General features: G+C 63.4%; 23 protein-coding genes. 8 read left to right on the forward strand and 15 right to left on the reverse strand.

Annotation, left to right across the window (positions count from 1 at the left end):
- Positions 1-6: 6 nt before the first annotated feature.
- The 5 genes from FV227_RS05885 to FV227_RS05905 form a co-directional block, all read right to left on the reverse strand.
- Positions 7-1,290: a TRAP transporter large permease subunit gene (locus tag FV227_RS05885; protein ID WP_147724754.1), complete on the reverse strand. Its 1,284-nt coding sequence runs from the start codon at positions 1,288-1,290 to the stop codon at positions 7-9.
- Positions 1,287-1,874 carry a TRAP transporter small permease gene (locus FV227_RS05890; RefSeq protein WP_147724752.1) on the reverse strand — a complete coding sequence of 196 codons (588 nt, stop codon included), beginning with the start codon at positions 1,872-1,874 and terminating at the stop codon, positions 1,287-1,289. The genes FV227_RS05885 and FV227_RS05890 overlap by 4 nt, the downstream gene beginning before the upstream one ends.
- 37 nt (positions 1,875-1,911) lie before the next feature.
- Positions 1,912-2,922 (reverse strand): TRAP transporter substrate-binding protein, encoded by a 1,011-nt coding sequence (locus FV227_RS05895; protein WP_147724750.1) that lies wholly within the window; start codon positions 2,920-2,922, stop codon positions 1,912-1,914.
- A 130-nt stretch (positions 2,923-3,052) separates the two neighbouring features.
- On the reverse strand, positions 3,053-3,772 hold the full coding sequence (locus tag FV227_RS05900) for a GntR family transcriptional regulator (RefSeq protein WP_147724748.1): 720 nt from the start codon (positions 3,770-3,772) through the stop codon (positions 3,053-3,055).
- Positions 3,773-3,777: 5 nt separating this feature from the next.
- A complete protein-coding gene (locus tag FV227_RS05905) occupies positions 3,778-4,188 on the reverse strand; it encodes a carboxymuconolactone decarboxylase family protein (protein WP_147724746.1) in 411 nt (136 codons plus the stop codon).
- Positions 4,189-4,381: 193 nt separating this feature from the next.
- Here FV227_RS05905 and FV227_RS05910 point away from each other — a divergent pair, with 193 nt between their 5' ends.
- Complete coding sequence (locus tag FV227_RS05910) at positions 4,382-5,287, forward strand: NAD(P)-dependent oxidoreductase (RefSeq protein ID WP_147724744.1); 906 nt, start codon at positions 4,382-4,384, stop codon at positions 5,285-5,287.
- 7 nt (positions 5,288-5,294) lie between these two features.
- On the opposite strand, the gene FV227_RS05915 is transcribed toward FV227_RS05910, so the two are convergent.
- From FV227_RS05915 to FV227_RS05925, 3 genes are read right to left on the reverse strand one after another with little or no spacing between them, the layout of a single operon-like run.
- On the reverse strand, positions 5,295-6,167 hold the full coding sequence (locus FV227_RS05915; RefSeq protein WP_246686422.1) for a MaoC family dehydratase N-terminal domain-containing protein: 873 nt from the start codon (positions 6,165-6,167) through the stop codon (positions 5,295-5,297).
- Complete coding sequence (locus tag FV227_RS05920) at positions 6,164-7,279, reverse strand: CaiB/BaiF CoA-transferase family protein (protein ID WP_147724742.1); 1,116 nt, start codon at positions 7,277-7,279, stop codon at positions 6,164-6,166. The genes FV227_RS05915 and FV227_RS05920 overlap by 4 nt, the downstream gene beginning before the upstream one ends.
- 14 nt (positions 7,280-7,293) lie before the next feature.
- Entirely contained in the window at positions 7,294-8,457 is a 1,164-nt protein-coding gene (locus FV227_RS05925) for an acyl-CoA dehydrogenase family protein (protein ID WP_147724740.1), read from the reverse strand.
- Between the two features lie 507 nt (positions 8,458-8,964).
- Between FV227_RS05925 and FV227_RS05930 the strand changes: the two genes are divergently transcribed.
- Positions 8,965-9,900: a LysR substrate-binding domain-containing protein gene (locus tag FV227_RS05930; RefSeq protein WP_147724738.1), complete on the forward strand. Its 936-nt coding sequence runs from the start codon at positions 8,965-8,967 to the stop codon at positions 9,898-9,900.
- A 275-nt stretch (positions 9,901-10,175) separates the two neighbouring features.
- Positions 10,176-11,102 (forward strand): DUF429 domain-containing protein, encoded by a 927-nt coding sequence (locus tag FV227_RS05935; RefSeq protein WP_147858531.1) that lies wholly within the window; start codon positions 10,176-10,178, stop codon positions 11,100-11,102.
- An 892-nt stretch (positions 11,103-11,994) separates the two neighbouring features.
- On the opposite strand, the gene FV227_RS05945 is transcribed toward FV227_RS05935, so the two are convergent.
- Positions 11,995-12,213 (reverse strand): hypothetical protein, encoded by a 219-nt coding sequence (locus FV227_RS05945; protein WP_147724733.1) that lies wholly within the window; start codon positions 12,211-12,213, stop codon positions 11,995-11,997.
- Positions 12,210-12,638 carry a hypothetical protein gene (locus tag FV227_RS05950; RefSeq protein ID WP_147724731.1) on the reverse strand — a complete coding sequence of 143 codons (429 nt, stop codon included), beginning with the start codon at positions 12,636-12,638 and terminating at the stop codon, positions 12,210-12,212. The genes FV227_RS05945 and FV227_RS05950 overlap by 4 nt, the downstream gene beginning before the upstream one ends.
- 507 nt (positions 12,639-13,145) lie before the next feature.
- On the opposite strand from FV227_RS05950, the gene FV227_RS05960 reads away from it, so the two are divergent.
- From FV227_RS05960 to FV227_RS05975, 3 genes are all read left to right on the forward strand, one after another.
- Entirely contained in the window at positions 13,146-13,379 is a 234-nt protein-coding gene (locus FV227_RS05960) for a hypothetical protein (RefSeq protein ID WP_147724727.1), read from the forward strand.
- Between the two features lie 742 nt (positions 13,380-14,121).
- Entirely contained in the window at positions 14,122-14,343 is a 222-nt protein-coding gene (locus FV227_RS05970; protein WP_187274701.1) for a hypothetical protein, read from the forward strand.
- Positions 14,344-14,640: 297 nt separating this feature from the next.
- Entirely contained in the window at positions 14,641-15,567 is a 927-nt protein-coding gene (locus tag FV227_RS05975; RefSeq protein ID WP_187274702.1) for an Abi family protein, read from the forward strand.
- A gap of 1,199 nt (positions 15,568-16,766) precedes the next feature.
- Here FV227_RS05975 and FV227_RS05980 read toward each other — a convergent pair.
- The 5 genes from FV227_RS05980 to FV227_RS06000 all read right to left on the reverse strand — a co-directional run bounded on the left by FV227_RS05980 (position 16,767) and on the right by FV227_RS06000 (position 22,268).
- On the reverse strand, positions 16,767-18,041 hold the full coding sequence (locus FV227_RS05980) for a phage baseplate assembly protein (RefSeq protein ID WP_147858534.1): 1,275 nt from the start codon (positions 18,039-18,041) through the stop codon (positions 16,767-16,769).
- On the reverse strand, positions 18,041-20,176 hold the full coding sequence (locus FV227_RS05985) for a phage tail tip lysozyme (RefSeq protein WP_147858535.1): 2,136 nt from the start codon (positions 20,174-20,176) through the stop codon (positions 18,041-18,043). Before FV227_RS05985 ends, FV227_RS05980 begins: the two co-directional genes overlap by 1 nt.
- A complete protein-coding gene (locus tag FV227_RS05990) occupies positions 20,166-20,786 on the reverse strand; it encodes a terminase small subunit (protein WP_147858536.1) in 621 nt (206 codons plus the stop codon). The genes FV227_RS05985 and FV227_RS05990 overlap by 11 nt, the downstream gene beginning before the upstream one ends.
- Before the next feature lie 569 nt (positions 20,787-21,355).
- The gene (locus FV227_RS05995; protein WP_147858537.1) at positions 21,356-21,628 is read right to left on the reverse strand and encodes a hypothetical protein; all 273 of its coding nucleotides are present in this window, start codon (positions 21,626-21,628) and stop codon (positions 21,356-21,358) included.
- Positions 21,629-21,638: 10 nt separating this feature from the next.
- Entirely contained in the window at positions 21,639-22,268 is a 630-nt protein-coding gene (locus FV227_RS06000) for a hypothetical protein (RefSeq protein ID WP_147858538.1), read from the reverse strand.
- Positions 22,269-22,792: 524 nt separating this feature from the next.
- Here FV227_RS06000 and FV227_RS06010 point away from each other — a divergent pair.
- Entirely contained in the window at positions 22,793-23,239 is a 447-nt protein-coding gene (locus tag FV227_RS06010) for an anaerobic typically selenocysteine-containing protein (RefSeq protein WP_147858540.1), read from the forward strand.
- Between the two features lie 234 nt (positions 23,240-23,473).
- Positions 23,474-24,016 (forward strand): hypothetical protein, encoded by a 543-nt coding sequence (locus FV227_RS06015; RefSeq protein WP_147858541.1) that lies wholly within the window; start codon positions 23,474-23,476, stop codon positions 24,014-24,016.
- Positions 24,017-24,265 lie beyond the last annotated feature (249 nt).

The following is a 24,265-nucleotide window of genomic DNA, read 5'->3' on the forward strand; positions in this document are numbered from 1 at the left end:
CTATCCTTACATCGCGCCGAGCGCGCGGGGCAGCCACAGAGAAAGCGCCGGCCAGTACGTCACGAGCACGAGGAAGCCGAGCATCGTAAGCAGCCAGGGTAGCACCGCCACGGTGAGTTCGCTGATGCCCATATGAGCGATGCCGCTCGCCACGTAGAGGTTGAGCCCAACCGGCGGATGGCACAGGCCGACCTCCATGTTGACCGCCATGATGATCCCGAAATGGATCGGGTCGATCCCGAGCTTCACCGCGATCGGGAACAGGATCGGCGCCATGATTAGCAGGATCGAGGACGGCTCCATCACGTTGCCAGCGATCAGCAGGATGACGTTGACCACGAGCAGGAACACCAGCGGGCTGAAGTTCTTGGCGATCAGCCAAGCCGCCATAGTCTGGGGGATGTTCTCCGAGGTCATCAGGAACGAGAAAAGCACCGCGTTTGTGATGATGTACAGGAGCATCGCGCTCATGTTGGCCGAGGCCAAGAGTACGCGCGGCACGTCGGACAGCTTCAGGTCCTTGTAGACGAACACCGCGATGACGAAGGCGTAGACGGCGGCCGTTGCCGCTGCCTCGGTGGGCGTGAAGACGCCGGCATAGATGCCGCCGATCACAATCACCACAAGGAGCAGGCCCCAAAGGCTGTCGCGGAAGGCGCGAAACCGCTCCATCCAGGTGGCGCGCGGCATCCGCGGGTATCCCCGCCGCCACGCGATCACTAGGGTGACGGCGGCAAGCAGGCCGGAAAGCACAAGGCCGGGCATGACGCCGGCCAGGAACAGGTTGCCGATCGACGAGTTCGTGGACACGCCGTAGAGCACGAGGATGATCGAAGGCGGCACGAGGATGCCGAGCGCGCCCGAAGTCGTGATGATCCCGGCGCCGAAGCGGCGCGGATAGCCCTCCGCCACCATCGCCGGCAAGATGATCGAGCCGATCGCCACAACCGTCGCGACGCTCGATCCTGACACGGCAGCGAACAGCGCGCAGGCCACCACCCCGGCAAGGCCGAGGCCCCCGGGCCAGTGCCCGACCAGGGAGGTGGTGAAGGCGATCATCCGCTTGGCCACCCCGCCATGCGACAAGAAGTTGCCGGCCAGGATGAAGAACGGAATCGCCATGATCGAGAAGTTCTCGATTCCGGTAAAGAGCTTCAGCGCCACGCTCTCGATCGGCACCTGCGTCAGCGTGAACAGGAAGGTCAGCACCGTCAGACCGAGCGCGATCGAGATCGGCATGCCCGTCAGCATCAGCCCGAGCAGCAGGCCGAAGATGATCAGCGCGCTCATGCCGGGCCTCCAAGCTTACCCATCTGGACGGGGTCGACGCCCTCGACCGTCTCGACGCCGTCGACGTGGGCGTGGTCGCGGGCCGGCAGGTGGCCGGTCCGCAAATAGTGCCAGGCCACCTGGAGGAAGCGGAAGCACATGAGATAGGAGCCGAGCGGGATCGCGAGGTAGACCAGCCAGACCGGGATTTCCATGTCGGGCGTGGTCTGGTCGGTGTGCGCGATGCGCCAGACGAAGTTGGTGCCCAGCGTTCCGACGATCGCCGTGAACAGGGCCCCGCAGAGCAGGCTCGTCAGCACCATGCCCTTGCGCGCCCGCGGCGGCAGCTTGTTCACCAGTACGTCGACGCCGACATGGATGCCGGTCCGGACGCCGTAGGCGGCTCCGAACTTCGCCACCCAGATGAACATGTAGATGCAAAGTTCCTGCGCCCAGCCGAAGTCGAGGCGCTCGGTGTAGGGCTGCAGCGCCGGCACGCCGGAGAGGAACCGGTGGACGACGGCGGCGAAGGTGATCAGTGTCGCCGCCGCCATCAGGCTGCCGATCAGCACCTCTTCGAGCCGATCGAGGATCTTGAGCATCATGACGTGACGCGTCCCGATGTTCGTGCCGCGAACGCGGTCAGTTGTTGGCGCCGTCGGACTCGGCTTCCTTGTTTAGTTCCGCCACGAGGTCCTTGCCGACGCGCGAGGCCATCTCCTTCTGAACGGGGAGAAGCGCCTTGCGCCACGCGGACTTCTCGGCGTCGCTGAGCTCGTAGACGGTGGTCTTGCCGGTGGCTCGGATGTCGGCAAGCGCCTTGTCGTTGTCCTTCTGCGCGATCTCGTGCTCGTAGGTGGTCGCGTCGGCCATCGCGCCCTCCAGGGTCTTGCGGATGTCGGCCGGCAGCCCGTCCCAGAACGGCTTGTTCACGATCACCGCGTAGCCGACATAGCCGTGGTTCGACAGAGTCGCGTGCTTCTGAACCTCGTTGAGCTTCTGCGTGGTAACATTCGAGGGCGGGTTCTCCTGGCCGTCGACCACGCCGGTCTGCAGGGCCTGGTAGAGTTCAGAGAACGCCATCACCTGAGGCAGCGCGCCGACCGCCTTGAACTGCGCCTCCAGCACCTTCGAGGATTGGATCCGGAACTTGAGGCCCTTGAGATCCTCAGGCAGGTGCATCGGTTTGTTCGAAGTCATTATCTTGAAGCCGTTGTCCCAGTAGGCCAGCCCCTGGATGCCCTTGGATTGCAGCTTCTTGAACAAGCCCTGCCCGATCGGTCCGTCCTGAACCTTCCGCAACACGGTGTCGTTCGGGAAGATGTATGGCAGGTCGAAGGCCTCGAACTCCTTGACGCCAAGCGGCCCGAACTTGCTCGTCGAGGGGGCGAGCATCTGCACCGCCCCGAGTTGGAGCATCTCGACCTCTTCCTTGTCCTTGTAGAGTTGGCTGTTGGGATAGAGCTCGACCTTCACCGCGCCGTTAGTGCGCTCCTCGGCGAGCTTCTTGAATCGCTCGGCGCCGAGGCCCTTCGGTGTATCGGTCGTGGTGACGTGGCTGAACTTGATGACGATCGGCGTCTGCGCCTGCACGAGACCGGTGCCGAATAGGCACGCGGCGGCCAGGAGAGTTCCCAGGATCCGAGACTTCATAGCACCCTCCCACTCAATTCCCTGGCGTCGTCCCGGTGGGGCCGCGCCGGTATTTTGGATACCCTCGCAAGTCGGTCCCGCCGCGGTCAAGGCACGGGACTGCCCGCACCTGTCGAGCGGCCTTGCGGTGTCATTCCGTTTTCGAGTGCCGTCCGCGGCTCACCTGGGTTGGCACGTTGGACTGCTGCTCCAGCACCGCGATCGCCACCACCGCCGCCCGCGCGATGTGGAGCCGGCATGACGCTTCGGCGGCGTCCCCATCCCCGGTGACGATCGCCGCAGCGATCGTACGGATCTCGGAGACGCTGTCCTTGAGCCGCCCCGGCTGACTCATGGAGGTTAGGCGAAGCAGGGTGATGCGGTTGTGCAGGGTAGTGAGCATCTGCCGGACAACGGCGTTGCCGCAACCGCGCATCAGTGTGGCATAGAGGGCGGTCTTAGCCGCAATCAGCGCGCGGCGATCCGCGTTTGCGGCCGCTCGCGCGAAGCCCTCGACGTCGCGCCCTAGCGCCGCGATCTCGGCTTCGGGCCGAAGCCTCGCGAATTCGCGGCCAGCATAGCCTTCCAGCAAGCCGCGCACCGCGTAGAGGTCGCGGGCCTCCCCCGGCGTGATCACGGTCACCGACGGGCCCCGATGCGGCACCACGGTGACCAGCCCCTCCGCTTCCAGCTGCCGGATCGCCTCGCGGATCGAGGTGCGCCCGACGCCGGTGAGTTCGCAGAGTTCGCGCTCGATCAGCCTTTGCCCGGGCGGGAAGCGCCCTTCGACGATCGCTGCGCGCAGCTTGTCCTCGACGAGCAGCCGAAGGGTTGCGGGATGGCGTTCGACGTGCAGGTCGAGATCCGGCACGAAGGTCAGAGGTCCGGGCCGACCGGCTCGCCGGTGATCGCGCCCTCGGCCTTCAGCACCTCGTGCGCCGCCTTGAAGGCGTCGAGGCCGGCCGGGATGCCGCAATAGACCGTGGCGTGTAGCAGGGTCTCCCTGATCTCTTCGACGGTGACGCCGTTGGCGAGCGCGCCCTTCACGTGGAGGCGCAGTTCCGCCGGCTTTCCGAGAGCGGTCAGCATCGCGAGGTTGAGTAGGCTGCGCGTGCGGCGGTCCAGCCCATCGCGTGTCCAGGCGTAGCCCCAGCACCATTCGGTGGTGATGCGCTGGAAGGCCATCATGAAGTCATCGGCTTTGGCGAGCCCGCCGTCGACGTACTCGGTGCCGAGCACCGCACGCCGGACCTCTAGGCCCTTCTGGAACTGTTCGCTCTCGGCCATCGCGCCCTCACCACTTCAACTTCGCCGATGGTGACGGTGCGAGTATTGTCTGTCAATCAGCAGATTAGACGCTCTTTACGGTGCGATGCAGCAAAAACGTACGTGCTATTGACGGATTGTCTGATGATCTACATCGTGCTTCGGATCGGCCGTGTTTCTTGATGAGACGATGCCAGCGTTCCAGGAGATGCCTATGCCGACGGCCGATACCATCGTCCCTCCCGCCGTGATCGGCTTCGTCGGCCTCGGCAAGATGGGCCTGCCGATGGCGGGGCGGCTGTTGGCAGCCGGCTTCGCGGTGCACGGCTTCGACCCCGTCACTGACGCTCGCGCGGCGTTGGCCGCCTCCGGCGGCGTAGCGTGCGCAACGGCCTCCGAGGCCGCCGCCGGCGCTGCGGCCGTGATCACGATGCTGCCGGACGGGGACATCGTCCGTTCGGTGATGCTCGGCGGAGCAACGCCCGTCGCCGCGGCCATGGAGCCGAGCGCGATCCTGATCGAGATGAGTTCGTCCGCCCCGCTCGCAACGCGGTCCCTCGGCGCGGACCTCGCGGCCGTCGGCTTAGGTATCGTCGACGCCCCGGTTTCCGGCGGGGTGAAGAAGGCGGTGGCCGGCACCCTGTCGATCATGGTCGGAGGCGCGGTCGACGCCATCGCTCGCGTGTCGGCGATCCTCGCGGCGATGGGCGCGGCCGTGTTCGAGACCGGCGGGCTAGGCTCGGCCCACGCGATGAAGGCGCTCAACAACTACGTGTCGGCGGCAGGCCTGATCGCCGCCTGCGAGGCCGTACGGATCGGCGCGGATTTCGGCCTCGACCCGGCGGTGATGACCGACATCCTCAACGTCTCGACCGGACGCAACAACACCACCGAGAACAAGCTCAAGGCCTTCATCCTGAACGAGGCCTACGATTCTGGCTTCGGCCTCGCCCTGATGACGAAGGACATCGGCATCGCCGCCGACCTCGCCACGGCGCTCGACCGTCCGGCGCCGTTCTCGCGCACGGTCGCGGAATTCGCACGGCGGGCGCTCGATGACCTTGGGCCGACCGCGGATCACACCGAGGTCGACCGCTATCTAGGGCGGTTGAAGACCTGACCCCGGCTCAGACCGCGCCCGCGTGCGTCGTGCTCGCCTGCATGCAGATCCGGTCCTCGGCATCGAGCGTGAACCCGGAGAAGCCGCCGGCCGCATCAAGGCGGCCGCAGACGCGAAAGACCTGATTTGCGGTCATCGGAGCCAACCCGCGATATGCGAAACGCTGCGGCGTGTGGCCGATCAGCGTGGCAGCGAGGTTCATCAGCAGGCTCGCCTGCATCGGCCCGTGCACGACGAGGTCAGCATAGCCTTCCACGTCGGTGGCGTAGGGCCGGTCGTAGTGGAAGCGGTGCCCATTGAACGTCATCGCGGAGTAGCGGAACAGCAGCGTCGGGGTCGCGGGGACAGACCAGATTGTGGACCCTTCCTCCGGTGTGCTCCGCGCTGCTTCGGTTCTGTCTGTGCGGCCAGCCTCCTCGCGGTAGACGATATCCTGGCGCTCGCGGATCGCGAGACCGCGATCCGTCGTGACCGCGTGGTCGACGGTGACGAAGCAGAGGCGGCCGCTGCGACCCTCCTTCATCACCACGTCGCGGACGGTTTCGCGCCGACGGATGGTGTCGCCCAGGCGCAGGGTGTCCAGTGTCTCAATCTCGCCGCCGGCCCACATGCGCCGCGGCAATGGCACCGGCGGCAGGAATCCGCCCTTGGCCGCGTGGCCATCGGGTCCGAGGGTATCAGCCCGCGGCGTTTCCGGGGCGAGGCACCAGTGCAGGGCGGGCGGCGCCGCGCCATCTGCCGTCGGCGCGAGGTGGGGCGCCAGCGTTGCCTCGTATTCGGCCAGGATGCGACGAGTGACAACGTCCTCGCCCTCGCGCGTTCGCCCGATCCAGGCTTGCAGATGCGCGACATCCACCGGGCCGACCGCCTGCGCGTTCACGACTTGGTGCCCTTGGTCTCGCCGAGGCCCGGCACCGCGCCGTATGCGCGTTCCGCACCCTCGACGCGCGCAGCCGGGGCCGGGAAGGCGACGGGGCCGGACGGCGTCTCGACGGTGATCCGCCGCAGGTGCGGATGGGTGGCGAGCGCCGCCATGTCGTTGACGGAGGCGAACGCCACGTCAGCCTGTGTCAGCCGGGCGACCACCGCGTCCGCGTCGAGACCAGCGAAGGCGCGGGCCACCAAAGCGTCGGTCTCGGCGCGGTTGCGGGTTCGTGCCACGTTCGTGGCGAAGAGCGGGTCCTTGCCGACCGTCGCATCGCCGACGAACAGCTCGCAAAACTTGATCCATTCGCGGTCGCTCTGGATCGAGATTAGCAGCCGCTTGCCGTCGCTTGTCGAGAACACGCCGTAGGGGGCGATCGAGGGGTGGGCGAGGCCAAGGCGCTTGGGCGGCCGGCCGCCTTCCTGATGGAGTAGCGGCACGGTGAGCCAGTCCGCCATGACGTCGAACATCGAGATGCGGATGTCGGCGCCCCGTCCGGTGATGCCGCGCCCGATTAGCGCCTCCAGGATCGCCGCGTGGGCGGTGGCGCCGGTAGCGATGTCGACCACGGAGATGCCGACACGGGCCGGTTCGTTCGGACCTCCGGTGATCGACGAGAGGCCGGATTCTGCCTGGATCAGCAGGTCGTAGGCCTTGCGGCTAGCGAGTGGCCCGGTCTCGCCGTAGCCGCTGATCGAGCAGGCGATCAGTCGAGGGTGCTGGCGGCAGAGGGTCTCGGTGCCGAAGCCGAGGCGGTCGAGTGCGCCGGGCTTCAGGTTCTGGATCAGCACGTCAGCGCCCGCGACGAGGGTTCGCAGGCTTTCCTTGCCGGACTCGGTGGCGAGATCGATCACCACGGTTTCCTTGCCGCGGTTGAGCCAGACGAAGTAGCTGCTCTGCCCGCCGGCCACGACGTCGTCGTAGCCGCGCGCGAAATCGCCCTCCGGCCGCTCGACCTTGATGACGCGCGCACCCGCGTCGGCGAGCCGGGAGGAGCAGAACGGCGCGGCCACCGCCTGCTCGATGGCGACGACCACAAGGCCGTTGAGGGGAAGACCGGTACGCATCGGAACGGTTCTCCTCAGAAGGATCTAGGCAGGCCGAGGACGTGCTCGGCGACGTAGGACAGGATCAGGTTCGTGGAGATCGGCGCCACCTGATAGAGGCGCGTCTCGCGGAACTTGCGCTCGACGTCGTACTCGCAGGCGAAGCCGAAGCCGCCGTGGAACTGGATGCAGGCGTTGGCCGCCTCCCAGGACGCCTTGGCGGCGAGGTACTTCGCCATGTTGGCCTGAGCCCCGCAGGGGAGATTCTCATCGTAGAGGCGGCAGGCCTCGTAGCGCATAAGGTTGGCCGCCTCGACCTCGATGAAGCTCTCGGCGATCGGAAACTGCACGCCCTGGTTCTGCCCGATGGGCCGGCCGAACACCGTACGCTCCTTGGTGTAGGCGGTGACTTTATCGATGAACCAGTAGCCGTCGCCGATGCATTCGGCGGCGATGAGGACGCGCTCGGCGTTCAGGCCGGTGAGGATGTACTTGAACCCCTGGCCCTCCTCGCCGATCAGGTTCTCGGCTGGGATCTCAAGGTCGTCGAAGAACAGCTCGTTGGTCTCGTGGTTGACCATGTTGAGGATCGGCCGGACCGCCATGCCCTTCCTCTGCGCCTCGTGCAGGTCGACGATAAAGATCGACATGCCCTCGGACTTCTTCTTGACCTGATCGAGCGGCGTCGTGCGGGCGAGCAGGATCATCAGATCGGAATGTTGGATGCGCGAGATCCAGACCTTCTGGCCGTTGATGACGTAGCGGTCACCCTTGCGTACGGCGGTCGTCTTGATCCGCGTGGTGTCCGTGCCGGTAGTCGGCTCGGTCACGCCCATGGATTGCAGGCGCAACTCGCCGGCGGCGATCCGGGGCAGGTACTTGCGGCGCTGCTCCTCGGACCCGTGCCGGATAAGCGTGCCCATGTTGTACATCTGCCCGTGACAGGCGCCGGAATTGCCGCCTGAGCGGTTGACCTCCTCCATGATGACGGAGGCTTCTGTCAGGCCTAGGCCCGAGCCGCCGTATTCCTCTGGGATCAGGGCGGCCATCCAGCCCGCTTTCGTCAGGGCGTCGACGAAGGCCTCGGGATAGCCTCGGGCTTCATCGATCTTGCGATGATATTCCGCAGGGAACTCGGAGCAGAGCGCGCGGACCGCGTCGCGGATGTCAGGATAGCTGCCGTGGTCAATGGTCTGCATCGCGTTTCCTCACCCTGACGGGATTGTCGATGATCGACATCGTGCGCCCCGACGGGCGCCAGAGCACTACGAACGAGTTCGGCACGTCCTGCGCGAGGTTGATCCAGATACTCTTGGCCTGGTGGTACGCGTCGATTGCGGACTAGCCGTTCTCTCGGCCGATGCCGCTACGCTTGCACACGGCGTCGACCTCCGCCGCCGCGCAGATCTCCGACGTCCGCACGCGGCCGAGTACCGACCGTAGGCCTGATGTTTCCGCCCCGGAAGATCGGGCGATCCTCTACCTGGAATGCCGAATTGATATGGCTTGCCGACCGCTCCGGGACGGGCGCGCCAGCGGTCGCCAAATAACATTTTTCTGCAAGCACTTGCACCGGATATACGTGTGTCGACGCCTCGTTGAGGGATGAGGTCGAAGAGTAAGGTCAAGCGATCACATGGCGGCATCGTCTTGATCGAACCCAGGCCTGATCGGTATGCCGGAGGGATGTCATCGAGGCGGCGTTCATGGACATCACCCAGCTCAAGACGATGATTCACGTCGCCGAACTCGGGAGCGTCAGCAAAGCTTCGGAACGCCTGGGCATCGCACAACCCGCGCTCAGCCGGCAGATCCGTCTCCTCGAGCAGGAACTCGGCACCTACCTGTTCGAGCGCCATGGCCGCGGCATGGCGATCACCGAGATCGGCCACGAGGTCCTGGACCATGCCACGCGCGTCCTCGCCGAGATCGACGCCATCCGCAATCTCGCCTTGGATCGGCGCAGTTCGTACCGCGGCACCGTCTCGGTGGGGACAACGCCGACCGTGGCAGAGATCGTAACGGTGCCGCTGGTCCAGATGATCCGGGAGGCGCATCCGCATCTGAACGTACGGCTGTCGGCAGCCTTCAGCGGGCACATGCTGAACTTCCTCCAGCGGGGGGAGGTCGACATCGCAGTCATCTACAACCTGCCTGCGATCCGTTCGTTGAAGATCGATCCGGTACTCGTCGAAAACCTTCTCCTCGTCGGCTCGGCCAAGAGGGGCTTGCGCCTCGATCGAGCGATCCCGTTCTCCGAACTCGCCCAGGAACGACTCATCCTTCCGAGCGTCGGCCATCGGTTGCGGGACATCGTCGACGAGTGCGCACGCCAAGCCGGCCTCGACCTGTCCTCCGCTATTGAAACCGATTCGTTCCAATCGATGATCAAACTGGTCCGGGCCGGCCTCGGATCGACGATCCTGCCTCTTGCACCGCTCTATCCTCTAGTCGAGCGGGGCGAGCTCAGCGTCTCCCCGCTGGTCGATCCGATCCCGTCGCGGAAGCTGGTGATCGCTTACCCGGCCGACCGGCCTGTCGGCCTCGCGGCCCGTTTCGTCGGCGACACGATCCGGGACATCGCGGCGGACCTCGTCGCGCGTAACATCTGGGTCGGGCACATGATCGGCCACCCGAACTAACCGACCGACGGCGGGCGAGCTATATCGGGCAGGCCGTAATCCTCATATGTCCAAGACACGATGCATCACCCGTTGCAATTTCTTTGTCTAAGATGCCTGCGGCATTTCCCCAGGACAGCCCCAGGTTTGACATTTCTTGGTAAAATAGTCCTAGGCGCGACGCGGATCATCCTGTGGGGCGGCTCGTTCTCTTGCCCGAATTGGAGCAGAGGCGATGACACTCGGCGGTGGGTGCAGATGACTCCGATGCGCAAAAGCACCTACGGATGGGCCCGATGTTTGACGAATTGCATCACGCAGATTGGAGTACGGGAGCTTCGAAGCGATGGGTTGCGTCGGCGTGGCGTACTTCGGCGGGTTGGGTCGTGGTCGGACCGCGGCGGGTCGGACGATCAGATCTATTCGTCGACGCCCTCATCGATACTGGCAGATCACGCCGCGTCCTTGCCGGATTTGATTTTTCGATAGGGCTGCCGCTTGCCTACGGCTTGCTTACCGAGTTCTCAGGCTTTCGCGAGGCACTACCCGCGCTAGGTCATAAGCCCGGTTGGGAGGACTTTTTCAATGTCAGCGCGCAGTCGGACGACGTCACGTTCCGGCGCCCGTTCTATCCCCGCACCGCTACCAAGGGCGTTTCGCGGTCTACGCTGACAAGCGGCATCGGCGTCGCGAGCTTTTCCGATCTATTGCGCCAGTGTGAGCGCGGCGGCCCCGGTCGACGCGAGGCCTGTTCGGTGTTCTGGACGCTGGGCGGCAACCAAGTCGGCCGCGCCGCGACTTCGGGCTGGCAGGAGGTCGTCCGACCTGCCCTCGCGCAAGGGGCAACGCTATGGCCGTTCGACGGCGACCTGCGGGCACTCTCCGCCCGCAGTGGCCTTGTTCTGGCAGAGACCTACCCGGCGGACGCATACTTTATCCTCGGAGCGCCGTTTGGCCGACGCGAGAGCAAGACTTCGCAGGCTGATCGCCGCTCGAAGGCGGCCTCAATTATAGCGTGGTCATCGGCGGCCGGGGTGGATCTCGGCGAAGCGCGCGAGCCGCTCTTGGACGGCTTCGGCGCGAGCAGCTCGGGCGAGGACCCGTTCGATGCGCTTGCCGGCCTCCTCGCCATGATTGAGGTGGTTGAGAAGCGCGCGCCGGAGGCGGTGACGCAAGTCGGACTAGAGGTTGCAGCTTGGGAGGGCTGGATCGTCGGTCGCTAGCCGAACCCGGTGGCTGAGTGCGATCCGCGCAACCCGCGCGTGCATCTTTCGTCTGCGTCACTGTACCTACCCCTGCGATCACCACGACCGCAGGGGCGCGTCATAGGATCGAGTTTTAGGCCACGACGATGGCATCCTCGTCGACGCGGCGGCCGCGGCCAGCCGCCTCCAGGAAGGCGGCGAGGGCGTCCGCTTGATGAGCAGTAATTCTGTATACGCTTCATAATGATACCCTTATCGACGACTGACCTACCCACATATGAAACCACATTTCAGGCGCGAACCTACGTGGACGATGGCGAACAAATTTTCCGCTCGAACGTCAGCGCGACCTAAGTTCAGCTTAGGCGTTCGTGAGGCCCGGCCGGGCTCGACTGAAAGGGGGTGGCGTTTCACCACCCCTCGCCCGCGACTGGCCGGGCCAGGGTATTAGCGAAGGTGCGAGAACCTAGGGCCGAGGCCCGCGCGGGTCGCCAAGGCATCGGCAACGCGCACGCGCCCCCGAGACCGCAGCAACGCCGCGTCAGCCTCGTCGGCGAGCCTTTCGGATCGTGCGATGTCGGCACGAGCCCACCGGATGTTCGCGATGGCGAGGTAGGCGAGGATCATGCGCATTGCACGACCCTCTGCGCTGCGTGCCGAGCCTGTGCGATCAAGGCGCCAATCTCCACACTCGCGTGTCGAGCTAACGCCATCGTCACCACCGGATCGCCGCGCATCGCTTGGGCGACGAGCGTTCGCAACACCGTGTCGGCATACTCGGCTTGCCGCAGCAACATTTGCGCTTCGCCAAGAGCCATCGCAGTCGGAACAGGCTTCGGCGCCTGCCGCTTGGGGCGCTTAAACCGCTTTCCTGTGGACGGGACAACGGCAAGGTAGGACGGGATCGGCCTCATGGCTCGCCACCCGACTGCCGATAGGCTTCCATCCAGCGCGTCTCTAAACGCGCGCCCAATTCGCGAAGTGGAACGGCTAGGACATTCAGCGCGCCTGGATCAATCATGACCCCGGCGCTTCCGAGAGCGTCGACTAGGTGCGACCAGCGACGAACATCAAAGATGTCGTCTTCCATCTCCTGCAGAGAGGCCGAAACCTTGGATGGCGTGCTCATGCAGGCACTCCCCAAGCCGAAAACGTATGCTCTCCGACGCCAGCCCACTCGGGTGCGGTGTCGCGCTCGTCTACTTCGGCATCATGCGGCTCGTCCTGCACGTCGCCGCCGTGTTCGTTCTCCTCCTCCCGGTCGTCGTCGGCGCTGTCCTCACGGTCGTCGGTCGCGCCACTGCCCCACGCGAGCAGCGGTCCGTGATCGCGATAAGTGTGAGTGGCTGCCTCAGGGGCGCCTAGGGAAGGCTCAAGGTCCACGTCGCCCGCCAGCATGTCGAGCAAGGCAAGATCCGACTCGATGCGATCCGCGACGCTCCTGCGAAGCGTCTTGAGGCGCCGATAGTCAGCCTCGGAGAAGTGGCGATCCAGGCCTAGGCGTATCGCCTCGATAGCGTCGTGCGCGGCCTGATCCGGGTCGGCAGTTCGCATGGCGCGCAGGGCTAGGGTGACTGGGCCAGGCTGCCTGCCGGCCCCGCGGGGTAATAAGGCCGATTGAGCGCCAGCCTCGGGTAATAAGGGCGTGCGTGTGCTATGGGCGTGGCTAGCCATGCCGCTCTCCTCAACAGAGTGGTGGGGTTAGAGCCGTGGCAAGGGTTCCAGCCTTGTCCCGGCTCGTCATTCACGCTAGCGTCAAATCATGGGCTCGTCAATTAGCGCTAGCGCGAAAAAACGCGGACGTCCGGCCACGACAGGCACGGGCCACACGATTGGCGTTCGAATGCTCCCGGATCAGCTCCGCCCGCTCGACGCCTGGATTGCCGATCAGCCCGACCCTAAGCCAACACGAACAGCTGCCATTCGTAAAGCTGTCGACGACTGGCTCACCGGCCAGGGCTACGTCCGCCACCGCGAGGATCCTGAGGGCGCGAACTGACATCCTCGCCCCGGCGTTGCCACGTTGATGTCGCGCGGCGCGGCGTCCAATTTGGAAACTCGATGCCCTACACCCTTAAACGCCTCGCCCCTGGTAGCTTCGATCTCATCCTCGACGGCGCGGTGGTCGGCAGCTTGGTCCGTGATGTGTCGCGGGACGGGTACGAAGGCGATTGGACAGCCGAACCGCTCGCCGACAGCCCGCCCTTTCCAGCGCCTTTCACAAGTGAGGCGCACAAGTTCCCGAACTTGAAAGCAGCGGCGGACTGGCTCGACGCGGACGTGCCGGATCTTTGACATACCACCGCGCCCGGCCAGGGGTACGTGCGGCACCGTGAGGATCCGAGAGGGGCGAGCTGACGTTGAAGCTGTTCCCAACCCGAGGAACACATCCTGTCCGAAAATCAGAGCAAAGAGTGGAAGCAAGCCGAAGCGGCTTTCGCTAGGCGGCAGAGCCAACCCATCTCCATGCCTGCCGAGGAGCCGCCGGCGAATGTAGCTGAGACCAATCTGGCTCGGCAGAGGGCGGCGCGCTTAGTCAGGGATGCCGAGCAACTGAAGGCGAAGGGCAGCTCGAAATAAGCGGCACGAGCGTCGCCCTTCTCAAAAAATCTCTGCGCCGAGCGACTGGAACTTGGCTGGCATCTAGTGCGTCGACAACACAAGGATGCAACCTCTAACAAAAGGCTGAGCCATGAGAGTCAATATTTTCCATAGTATTGGGTTGATCCTATTCCTATCAACTCCTGCTTTATCTCAAGTCCAACAAAACGATCCAAACGCTGCCAACGCATCGTTTGCCTACCAAGGTGATATGCGCGCGCTTCATCAGAACAATGTTTCTAATTACAACACTCTCAACATGCAAATTCAGCGCGGCATTCAATCCAATAGAGCAAGTTATTACGGATATCTGAATTCTGGAATTGCCGGAAGGTCACTGTCGCGCGGCATAAGCAGGCGATCCCATATTCCTACCGGCCGCGGGTTTAATTCTAGCGTTTGCATTGGTTGTTAGGTCTATGACGGCGCTGCCGATATGCGCGTCATTCGGTCGATGCCGGCACATCCTCTTGAGGAGCAGACAATCGTCACGCAGCTGGTCGAGGCGATCCGCCCGCAGATCGGCAGCGGCTCCACGGGTGCAATCGTCGAGGGTGCCAACGCTGCCTTGTCGGCCTGGGAACAGCGCGATCCGGATGTCCGCGGTCCTCGCGTCGTAGCGGTCAATCAGACCGACGGCTCTGTGACCCTGGGGTAGCTACCCGACACGCCATCACGCACCCCGTTTCACGGCAGTGGAAGGGGTACCAGCAGAGGGCTCTCGCGTAACCCCAGACCTAAGAGTAGTGCGAAGCCACACCACTTGTCCACAACCTGGAGTCATGCGTTAAAGTACCACTTGACTGAGGAAGGGCGGTGGTTATTTTCAGCCTCAATAACACCCCCCACGCCTCTCGTAGAAGCGCCTCAGGGGGGTTTTTTGTTGTCTAAAGTAGATTTCGATAAGCCGCCAATAACTATCGGTGAACAGGTAGAGTTACTAAGAGTCAGGGGCTTGGAAGTTGCTGACCCTGCTGTAGCAGAAGCTTTCATTTCTAATGTTGGCTACTACAGGCTTTCCGGATTTTACAAATACTATCTAGACCCCAATGATCCGCAGCGCGAGAAAATGCGCGCGGGCGTGACATTTGACGACGTAGTGAAATTGTATGAGTTTGATCGAAGGCTGCGGGCCTTATTATCTCGTGCCTTGGAAAGAATAGAAATATCCATCAAATCTAAGCTTTCGCATGAAGCCGCTACTGCGCACGGCGCGTTTTGGCTTTGCGAGCCAGTAAACTTTGATCGCGGGCGTCATGCCCAGATAATAGAGATGATAGATAAATACATTGGAGACAAGACAGTAGACCATCAGCATGTTTTTATAAATCATTTCATGAATAAATATTCTAATCCGTATCCTCCTTGTTGGATGATGATGGAGCTATTTTCTTTTGGCGCTCTATCAAAGGTCTACAAGCTATCAAAGGGAACGATTAGAAAGTCGGTAGCTGACCAATTCGGCTTGCAACACGATATTTTAGAGAGCTGGCTGCACTCACTAAGTTTTGCTCGCAACGTCTGCGCTCATCATGGACGAGTTTGGAATAAAGGCTTCACCATTAAGCCTAAGATACCAAAAATGTACAATAAGGTCTGGCCCGATACCTCACAGGATAAGCTCTATTCGGTTTGCGCTGTTGTCTGGCACCTGCTATCTCGCATTGACCCTGCTTCACCTTGGCCGCAAAGGCTCGCTACCATCCTAGATGGTAAGCCGAACGTGACCCTTGCGGCGATGGGGTTCCCCGACGATTGGCAAGAACGCCGGCCATGGGCATCTGCGAAGCTTGCTCATATCGAAGCTGCGCCGATTGATGCAAGGGACGCGCCTTCAAAGCCCGCAACGCCTTCGACATCCGGCGGGTATGCTCCGTCATGAGCTGGTCGGCCTAGTCGCTCGAAACATCAGCCTTGGGCGCCTGGTGGCACCAGATTGCGAACTCGACGGTGCCGGCAAGCCAGCACGTGCAGAGCAGGATCGGAGCGCTGAAGGCGAAGTTCATCCCGAGATCTTTTCTGTCAAATGTTAAAAACACGGTGGCCACAAAATCCACAGGTTGCAACAAAAATCTGCAGTGCAACCGTGAAGCGATGATGCCGCAGGCGATGTACCGCTCGGAGCAGGCAGACCGCAGAGGTCCAGGCGGTGGGCACAATCACACCGGCTGCCTCGTGTGTGGTGAGGCACCAACACCGTCAGGGTAAGCGAAACTAAACCGATTGGTCCCAGTTCTCCCTCGCTGTCATCGAGCAGCGAGGAGCCCCAATGTTCGCAGCCCGTGCAATCGCTATAGGCCTGGTCGCTAGCATCCTGGCGACCGGAGCGATCTCAGCCGAAATCGATCAGACCGGCAGCATTCAGCGCTCATCCGTCCAGGAGATGCCGGGCGCTCAGGGCCGATCAGTGACCAGTAGGAGCATCGAGACGGTGGCTCTGCCAGAATTAAGCGTCACGACAGAAGCTCGGCGCCCTCGGGAAATTCATATCAAAGAATTCGGGTGGGACCCGCACGTCTGCATCGGCTGCTAATACGACTGACAAAGATGGACAGCGGGAGGGGGCATGCGCGCAATGCGCTTCCCTGCCGGGGAACTGGAAGCCTCGACAACCGCACCCCGGCGGCTATCCTGCCGGGATGCGCATTGCCCTCGCCGCCCTTGTCTTGACCGCTGCCGCAGGTTCGGCAGCACGGGCGGAAGTTAGCCCTGACGTTGCCGCCTGTCGCAATGTAGCAGACTCGCTGCTTCGCCTGCGGTGCTTTGACGACGCGGCGAAGGGCCCGCCAGCTAAGGTAGTTTCGAGCAATCCCTCGGTGCCCACAGCCCCGAATTTCGCTCAATACCCTGCTGCACCCTATCGAGGAACAGTCTCACCACCTGATTTCCGAGGTCGAGATCGACAATACGCAAGCTATCGAACGCGCATCATGGATGGGTTTAAGTCCGGTCCGAACTTCGCTGGCAAGCTATCAGTTGTCGAAATTGGTTGCGGCGCCGGATGCCGTTTCGTCTATGTCATCGATATCCAAAGTGGGCGAGTTATGAACTTTCCGCTGGGCGGTGAGGACAACCTGTATCTTAATATGACTTACAAGACCGACAGTCGCTTGCTTTCTGCTCAATGGGTTTCAGACGAACGCTGCAAATCCGAATTCTTAATCTGGACGGGGACTGAATTCCAGCGAGGGAAGGTGATTGATCTCGGTGATCGTGAGAAATGCGGCTAGCGGCTCCAATTTCAAGTTGCCGCCTCCGGCTGCGCAGCGCATTGCCGAGGTCGTAGAAGCCATCGTTCTTCGTCGCGTCGCCTTTGCGCTGCTCCCAGGCCAGCGTGTTGATTAGGTCGAGCGTCGTTGTCGTGCCGGCGTTCACATCCTGCGTGTAGGCGTAGCCGGCCACCTTCAGCGTCTCGGTCGCGCTCTCTGTAGGGAACAGCATGGGGGACTTCACCGTCACGCCGTCTGACGGGTCCCAGAGGCCGCCCACGCTGGGCTTCAGCCAGCCCGCGTAGGTGAGCTGCAACTGCAGGGCCATGCTCTGTAGGACGGCCGCTTCCCAATTCGTCCGCAGCTGCGTGCCTTTCTGGTCGAGCGGCATCTCGGCCAGCACCTTCCAGATCGCCCCGGGCGTACCGCCTTTCACCGTGGCCTTCGCCTGGATCTCGGAGGCTGACCTGCCGAACAGGCTGTCAGACCCGGGCTGCTGCGAGTTCGAGACCAGCGACTCCACCGCGAGGTGGCGCAACTGGCAGTTCGCCGAGAGGATGTTCTGGCCCTCGACGAAGGCGACCATGCTGCTGCCGGACTTCGGACCGGCCACGACGTTCCCCGCCGCATCAGCGTAGAAGAACAGGTTGCGCTGCCGGCACAGCCGCGAGATCAGGTCAAAGGGCGTCTCGCCGTAGCGGACCATCACGTTCGGGAAAGGCATGTCCCAGCCGTCCGATCCGTTCTGGACGCGGAAGGTGAGTCCGTAGGGCTTCAGGACGGAGTTCGCGATGGCATCGAGCTTGTAGCCCCGGAACTGCCCCGTGCCGCCGTTGATGCTGGCCTCCGTGATCAGTCCGGCTTTGCCGTAGCCGGTGACTTGGACGGCATGCCGGTTGGCATCGAACACGGCCTGCCGATCGCGGATATAGCCCTGCTGGATCACCACCTGTCCGGCCAGGGCGATGTCGACGCGGTCGCCGGGCTTCAGTCGCATATTCGTCCCGGCGCTGGGCTCGGCGCAGACGAGGCGGAATGACCGGATCCAGCCCTCGTTCATGAAGTTCTGCTCGACCTGGACCTGCATCCAGTCGCCGTAGGTGCCGCCCTCGGTGCGCACCTCGCAGATGAGATCGGGATCCGGCATCAGATCGCCTCCATCTGACTTTTCTTCGAGACGGTCGTCTCCCTGAACAGGTCGCCCATCGAGGTGCGGGCCCGGGTCCCGGGCGGGAAGCCGTTGAGGTCGATCGTCATCCGGTGGGTCTGCGGCGGCGGTGGCGTGGCCTCTCGTGCGAACATGCGGCCCATCATCTGATCGCCGAGGCGTTCGTTGGGAGCCGGAGAGGCTGCCTGCGAGGCAGAGAGCGCCCGGTCATCTGGGCCGGCTCTCAGAGCGGCACGCACGGCACCTGCGCGATAGTTGGCGACGCGCGGAGCTTCAAAGTTCCGCGTGATCGTGTGGGTGTCCTGATCGATGTCGCCGGTGCCCTGGCCCATCAGAATGCGCCGGGTCTGAGGATAGCCTCCGCCCATGGCCTCGTGGGTCATGTATCGCATCTGGCCCTCAGCCGAGTTGCGGGCGTAGCCGTTTGCCTCCAGCCAACGCACCATGGCGCTGCGCCGCGCGCCCCGGTAATTGCCCCAGCCCTTCGGATCACGTGCTCCATAGATGCCGTAGCCGGAGCCGCCGTCGTGGACCTTGTTCGGGTCGAGCCCGCTTTCCATCGTGGCCTGACCCACGAGATGAGCCGCGGACTGCCTCAGGTGAGCTTCCGGCACGCCTTCCCGGCGAAGCTGGTCCATCGCGTAGGCCATCATCTCGGACGTGCGTGCCGCGCGCGGGTTGCCCCGCCCGGTGCCTCGCGGCGTGAGGACACCTGCAGACTCCGGTGTCACACCGCCGCCCGTCAGAGGTGGACTACTCCGGCCGGCAGCGGCGCCGTGCCCTGCGCCTCCTGCGGGCTCAGGCATGCCGAGCGGAGGAATGGTGCCGACGCCGTAGAAGCCACCGCCAGAGCCTCCACCACCGCGCCCGAAGCTGGCACGCTGTATCAGCGGGTTGCCACCGCCAGTCACACCGGAGAAGCCAGAAGGCTGAGCCGTAGCGCCGCCAGAGGTCCGCAGCTTCTCAAGCTCGTCGCCGACGCGCCGAAGCTCCTCCGTCATCCGATCGCGCTTGCGGGCGTAGTCCGGCGCGTTCGGGTTGGCGTCCAGAAGCTTGCGCTGCTGCTCGATGGAGTCGCGCTTGCCCTCCAGTTCACCACGGGTCAGCGGCTTGCTGCCGCCGCCGCTTAAGAGCGGCTTGAACTCAACGTTCTTCGACGGATCGCCGAGGCCGATGAACTCCTTGAACTTCTCGTAGGTGCGAACGATCGCCTCAAACTCCTGCACCGTAGTGCGGGCGAACTTGCCGATCTCCTCAAGCTGCTTGGCGAAGGCCGCCATCGACTCGGCGGAGCCGAACTTCTCGACGAGGGCCGATAGCTGTTCGAGCAGCGGGGCCAGGGCCTCCGTGCGCAGGCCGTCCATGTTCTCGCGGACCCGGCTGAGAGCCGTCTCGAACCGCTGGGCCGCCTTGACCTGGGCGTCCGTGGTCTGGCCCTGCGCCTTCAGGATCTCGTCCATCACCTCCCGGTAGCGGCCGGTCAGCTGGCCAGCTACCGCGGCAATCTGGTCCGAGCCGAGCATCATCTCGACGACCTTCCGGCGCTTCACCGGGTCGCCGATCTGGGAGACCGAGTCCATGAAGGTGTCGAGCGCCGCCTTCATGTTCGGCGAGCTGACCATCTTCTCGACGAGCTCGCCAAGGTTCATCTGCTGCAGGTCGAAGTAGGTTTGGCCATAGCGCTTCCGCATCTGGCTCATCTCGTCGGCGAACTTGCGCACGCCACCCTGCATGGTCTCGGCAGACACGCCGAACCGTTCCCCCAGGGCGCTAAACGCCCGAAGCTGGTCGACGGCGAGGCCCGTCTCCTTTGACATGATGGCAAGCTGCTGCGTGCCTTTCGAGAAGCCGCTGAGTGCTGCCGTGACAGCCCCGAGCGACACACCGGCACTGAGCCCGACGAGGCCGAGCCCGGAGAGCACCGGCGTCATTCCCTGCAGTGCGGCAGTGGTCTTGCCGAGTGCGCCGTTGAAGCCTTCGAAGTCGCGCTTCAGGTCCTTGCCGGCTTGGGTGCCTGTCTTGGCCGCTCTGCCGAGCGCCGTCTCCAGCTTCGCCAGAGGGCCGGTGAAGCCATCCTGGACTTCTGCGACTAGGCGCAGGCGTTCATCGGCCATGGGAGGCATCCTTCAGGATAGTAGTTCGCTCACGCTCCCGGAGCCGTGCGGCTTGAACCTCCAGGACTTCGGGAGACGGCTTCAGCCAATCGATCCCAGCCACGAACTTCTCGCAGGCATCCTCATCGAACGTGCTGCCGGCTTCCAAAGCTGCAGACTGCCAGTCGGGCTCGTCTTCTCTCCGACAGAACATCTCGACGAGATCGACTTCTGCGACGCCTCGTGTAGCTAAATACGCCTCGGCTTCGTCCGCGAACCGGATGCAAAGCATTTGGTTCAGGGCGTAGGCGATCTCGATCGACCCGCCGGCCTTCACCGCCATGTCCGCCGCCCACGTTCCAATGTGTCTGGCGACATGGCCGAATGCCTTCACGACTTCGGCTCTCTCGGTCGTGCTGAAAGACTTCAACCCGGTTCGCGTGACGACTTGAGTGGGTCGAGCCCAAAACCGAGCTGCCCAGTCTTGGACCGCCGCTAAGTCGAATTCCCACTCGACGCCTTTACTTCCGCGGGTAACAAACGGGCAGCCCTTTCGCACCCACGCGTCCACGGTAGGAAGGCTTATGCCGTAATGACTTGCGACCTGTTTGCGGTTGACGGTCTCAATCAATTTTTGGCCTCGGGCATAAACATAAAAAAGGAATTTGAAAGTTTGTAGCTAGTGACAGACTGCAGTCGCGCTTACCCCCGACCCTCCGCCCCTCGACCAAGGACCCCGGAACTCGCATGGGGGGCCGGTCAGGCCCTCGCTCACCCTCGACCCCACATCCCGCCGCGAGCCTTCACATCCTCGGCGGTCTCGTGGAGCGTGCCGGGGACGATCGCGCGCTCGGTGCTGTTCCCCATGCCCCCAGCGTCACCGGGGTCGACGGGCGGGGTCCAGTTCACCGCAGTGGGTGCATCCGGGGCTGGCTCGGCGTCGACCGTCTTGGGCTGGTTGGATGGCATGATGCGTCTCCGCTTAGGGAAGGAGACCGCAGCGGGGTGACCCCTCCGCCGCGATCTCCGATGATCCCGCTGGCTTGGAGAGCGGGCGGTCTTGCCGGCCTTGGTATTCATCGCTCTCTTGATCGTAGATCAGGCAACGAACAGGCTGGCTTGTCGCTGTTGGGCTGACCGGATCGCCCTCAATGGCGCGGGGAGAAAGCCCCGTAGGGTTTGGACCCGCGCAATCTCGTGTCAGGCCACGCGCTTCCAGCGTGAGCCGTCGGCTGCATAGCGCTCACCGCCCACCACGAAGGCCGAGCCGGGCGTGTGAAGGTCGCGCCGGGTCTGCTCGACCGCAGGGCGGGTCTGAGTGTTCGCGGCCTCGGCCTCGCGGTTCCGCGCCGACCAAGCGGTGATGCGCTCGGCCTGGGAGGTCTCGCGCTCGGTCGTCGCCGCCTCTGGCTTCCGGAGGGCACGACGGGCCCAGGCAGCGCCGTCCGCAACGTCCTGTCGATTGATGCTCATGATGGTGTCCTCACCAGATGGGGGCAGCGTCGCGGCCGAGGCCCGGCAGCTTCACGCGGTTGGCGATCGTGCTGTGCGGCTGGTCAGGGTTGTCGTTCCAGCTGCAGCGAGGCTCACCGGGCGGGACCGGCTCAGCCCCGTCGGGTAGCGAAGCGTTGGCCGCTGCGATGATCGCCGACTGCTCTCGGATCTTCGACAGCACCGGCACTAGGCGCTGCGCTTCAGCGACATACTCGTCGGCCAGCTTCGCCACCTCGGCGCTGGCCTTCAGGCCGGCCTTACGCAGAGCCTTGCGTCGGGCCTGCTCGGCTTCGTGGTTGGTGCGGGCAGCGGCTTCGGCGATGATTGCCGCGGCGTGCTGAGCCTCTGCCTGATCGATACGGACCTTAGAGACGGCGATGCGGTGGTCGAGGCTGGCCACGTCGGCGGCGGTGCCGGTCAGCATCAGGTCGGATCGGCTTGCCTCCAGTGCGGTGCGCTCAGCCACCGCAGCGTCGCGATCAGCCGCGATCTCGCCCGACGTGCGAGGAGCAGGCCGAGTGGCGATGGGAGCGCGGCGCGGCAGCCCGAGGGTGACACGGGGCTGGATGGTGCGGGTCTCGCGCACGTTCACCCGTGGAAGGGTCATGCCGGCGCTCATCAGGCAGCCTGCCGCATCGCGGGGGCAGACGGAGCGGGACCGGGGCCGTCGTCGGTACTGGTCGGGCTGAGGCGCACACCGTGCGCGGTGAGCTGCGCCCGGACGGACTGGCGGACGAACTCCGACATGGTCTGACCGCGCTGGCGAGCAGCGGTATCGACGGCGTTGGCGAGTTCAGTCTCGACCTTGAGACGGAGCGTGCTGGGGCGGGGAATGGCGGTAGGCATCGGGGCACCACGGCATCGCGATTGCGTGGCCATGACAATGTTTGCTCAAATCCTACTAAGCAAGTCCAGTCGAATGCCTGATTTCTGCTGTCCATACCGATCAGTCGTTCGCGGTCATCCGCTGTTGTCTATTGTTGTGTGCAGCGGGTGAATTCCGCGGCAACTTGCCACACGAATGCGAATTCTAGTAGGCGGCTCTCTTTCAGTGCGTCCCGACGTACGGAACATACTGAACCCGCGCCCTCTTCCATCTACGCTCGGCACGTCATCCTGTTGTCGGCATTGGAAATCACCGCCATGCGCATCAGCCTGACAACCTTCGCCGCTTTCAGTGCGCTACTCATTGCCGGGCCAGCCTTCGCTCAGACCAAGCCGCTTCCCGCGAGTGACGTGGTGCCGCCCGTCGAACTGGCCATCTCGATGGAGAACGGGAAGCCAGTGTGCGCGCCGGCTGAGCTGCTGCTGCCGGCCGACACGAACGTCTCGATCAGCATCGTCAGCACGGCAGATACGCCGGTCACGATCACAGCCGCTGGCCAGTTCGAGAATGGCCATGTGCTGCATGCCGACGGCGATCTGACTCATGACGCCAGTGAGAAGGGCTACACGATCAAGCGGAACGGCAAAGGCGTCCTGAAGGTACGGACCATGAAGGCGGGCGAGTCAGCCTATGGCTGCACCAGCAATCGCAACGCGGACGCACCCTTCGTTGGCAAGCTGATCTTGTCCCCGCCGGCCGGCTGAAGGGACCGCGCCATTGATGCAGCGGCGCAATCCAGAAAATATCTTACCCCTTGTCCTGAATTTTCCGGATTATGGACCAACCGTCACTAAATCTCGTCCGACGCCCCCCCCCAGCCCTCCTTCACCACCGTGGTCAGCATGCTCAAGCACGCGGCGGGTCGGTGGTTTGTTCGTGCTAACGGCCAAGCTACGTGCTACCGCGATATGGCTCCTGACCTGGGGAGCGTCGAAACTATGCGAACCTCGGCGCGCCCTTACCCGGCGCGCCTTTTCTTTTGGGGGAACGGGCTGGAACTTACTCAAAGCAAAGATGTTTCGCTTCGTACCCAGATCGATCGGGACAGCGCGGTCGAGAGCAATGCTAGTTTAGCAGCGGGAACTTGGCACATGCCGAAGAGGGTATACAAGGACACCGCCGTTCAGTTGGCTCTTGAACGATCCTATGCCTGTATTGATCGCTCGCGAAGCTCGGCGGACGCTTTCTATAGCGTAATGTCTACGTCTAGACAGGCAATCAATTCCTCTCGGGCGATACTCGAAAACATAGCGGCACGTTCTGTAGACGATAGCGACCATACATCGGGAGCTGATTTTTTATCAGCTATGGAAGATGAAGCCATTAATACAATGGTCGATGATTTTATTACAGCATACTTAGAAGCTAGTGATACTGGAGACGAGGCCGGCGCTGAAGTTATACAAAAAGCTCTGATAGTTGTAGGGCGCTTCCTAGCCACTAAGCTCGGCCCTAAAGAGGCTGGGGTGCTGATGAACTGATCAGGCATAGGCGCGTTTGGGCTATATGGACGATATGACCAAACAGCCTCGCACTGCCAACGCCGCACGCGAGAGCTTGGAGCGTATCGCACGCGCGCTGGATCGACCCGTGTCAGCTTTGTTCGACGCTAACGACTCGCCAACGCGCGAGACTGAAACGCTCGCTCTCGTGAAGGCCTTCGAACGGATCGCTGACAGTCAGGCTCGCGCCCGGTGCATCGCCTTCGTGGCGGCGGAAGCGGATCGCGC

Source organism: Methylobacterium sp. WL119 (assembly GCF_008039875.1).
Classification (GTDB): Bacteria; Pseudomonadota; Alphaproteobacteria; order Rhizobiales; family Beijerinckiaceae; genus Methylobacterium.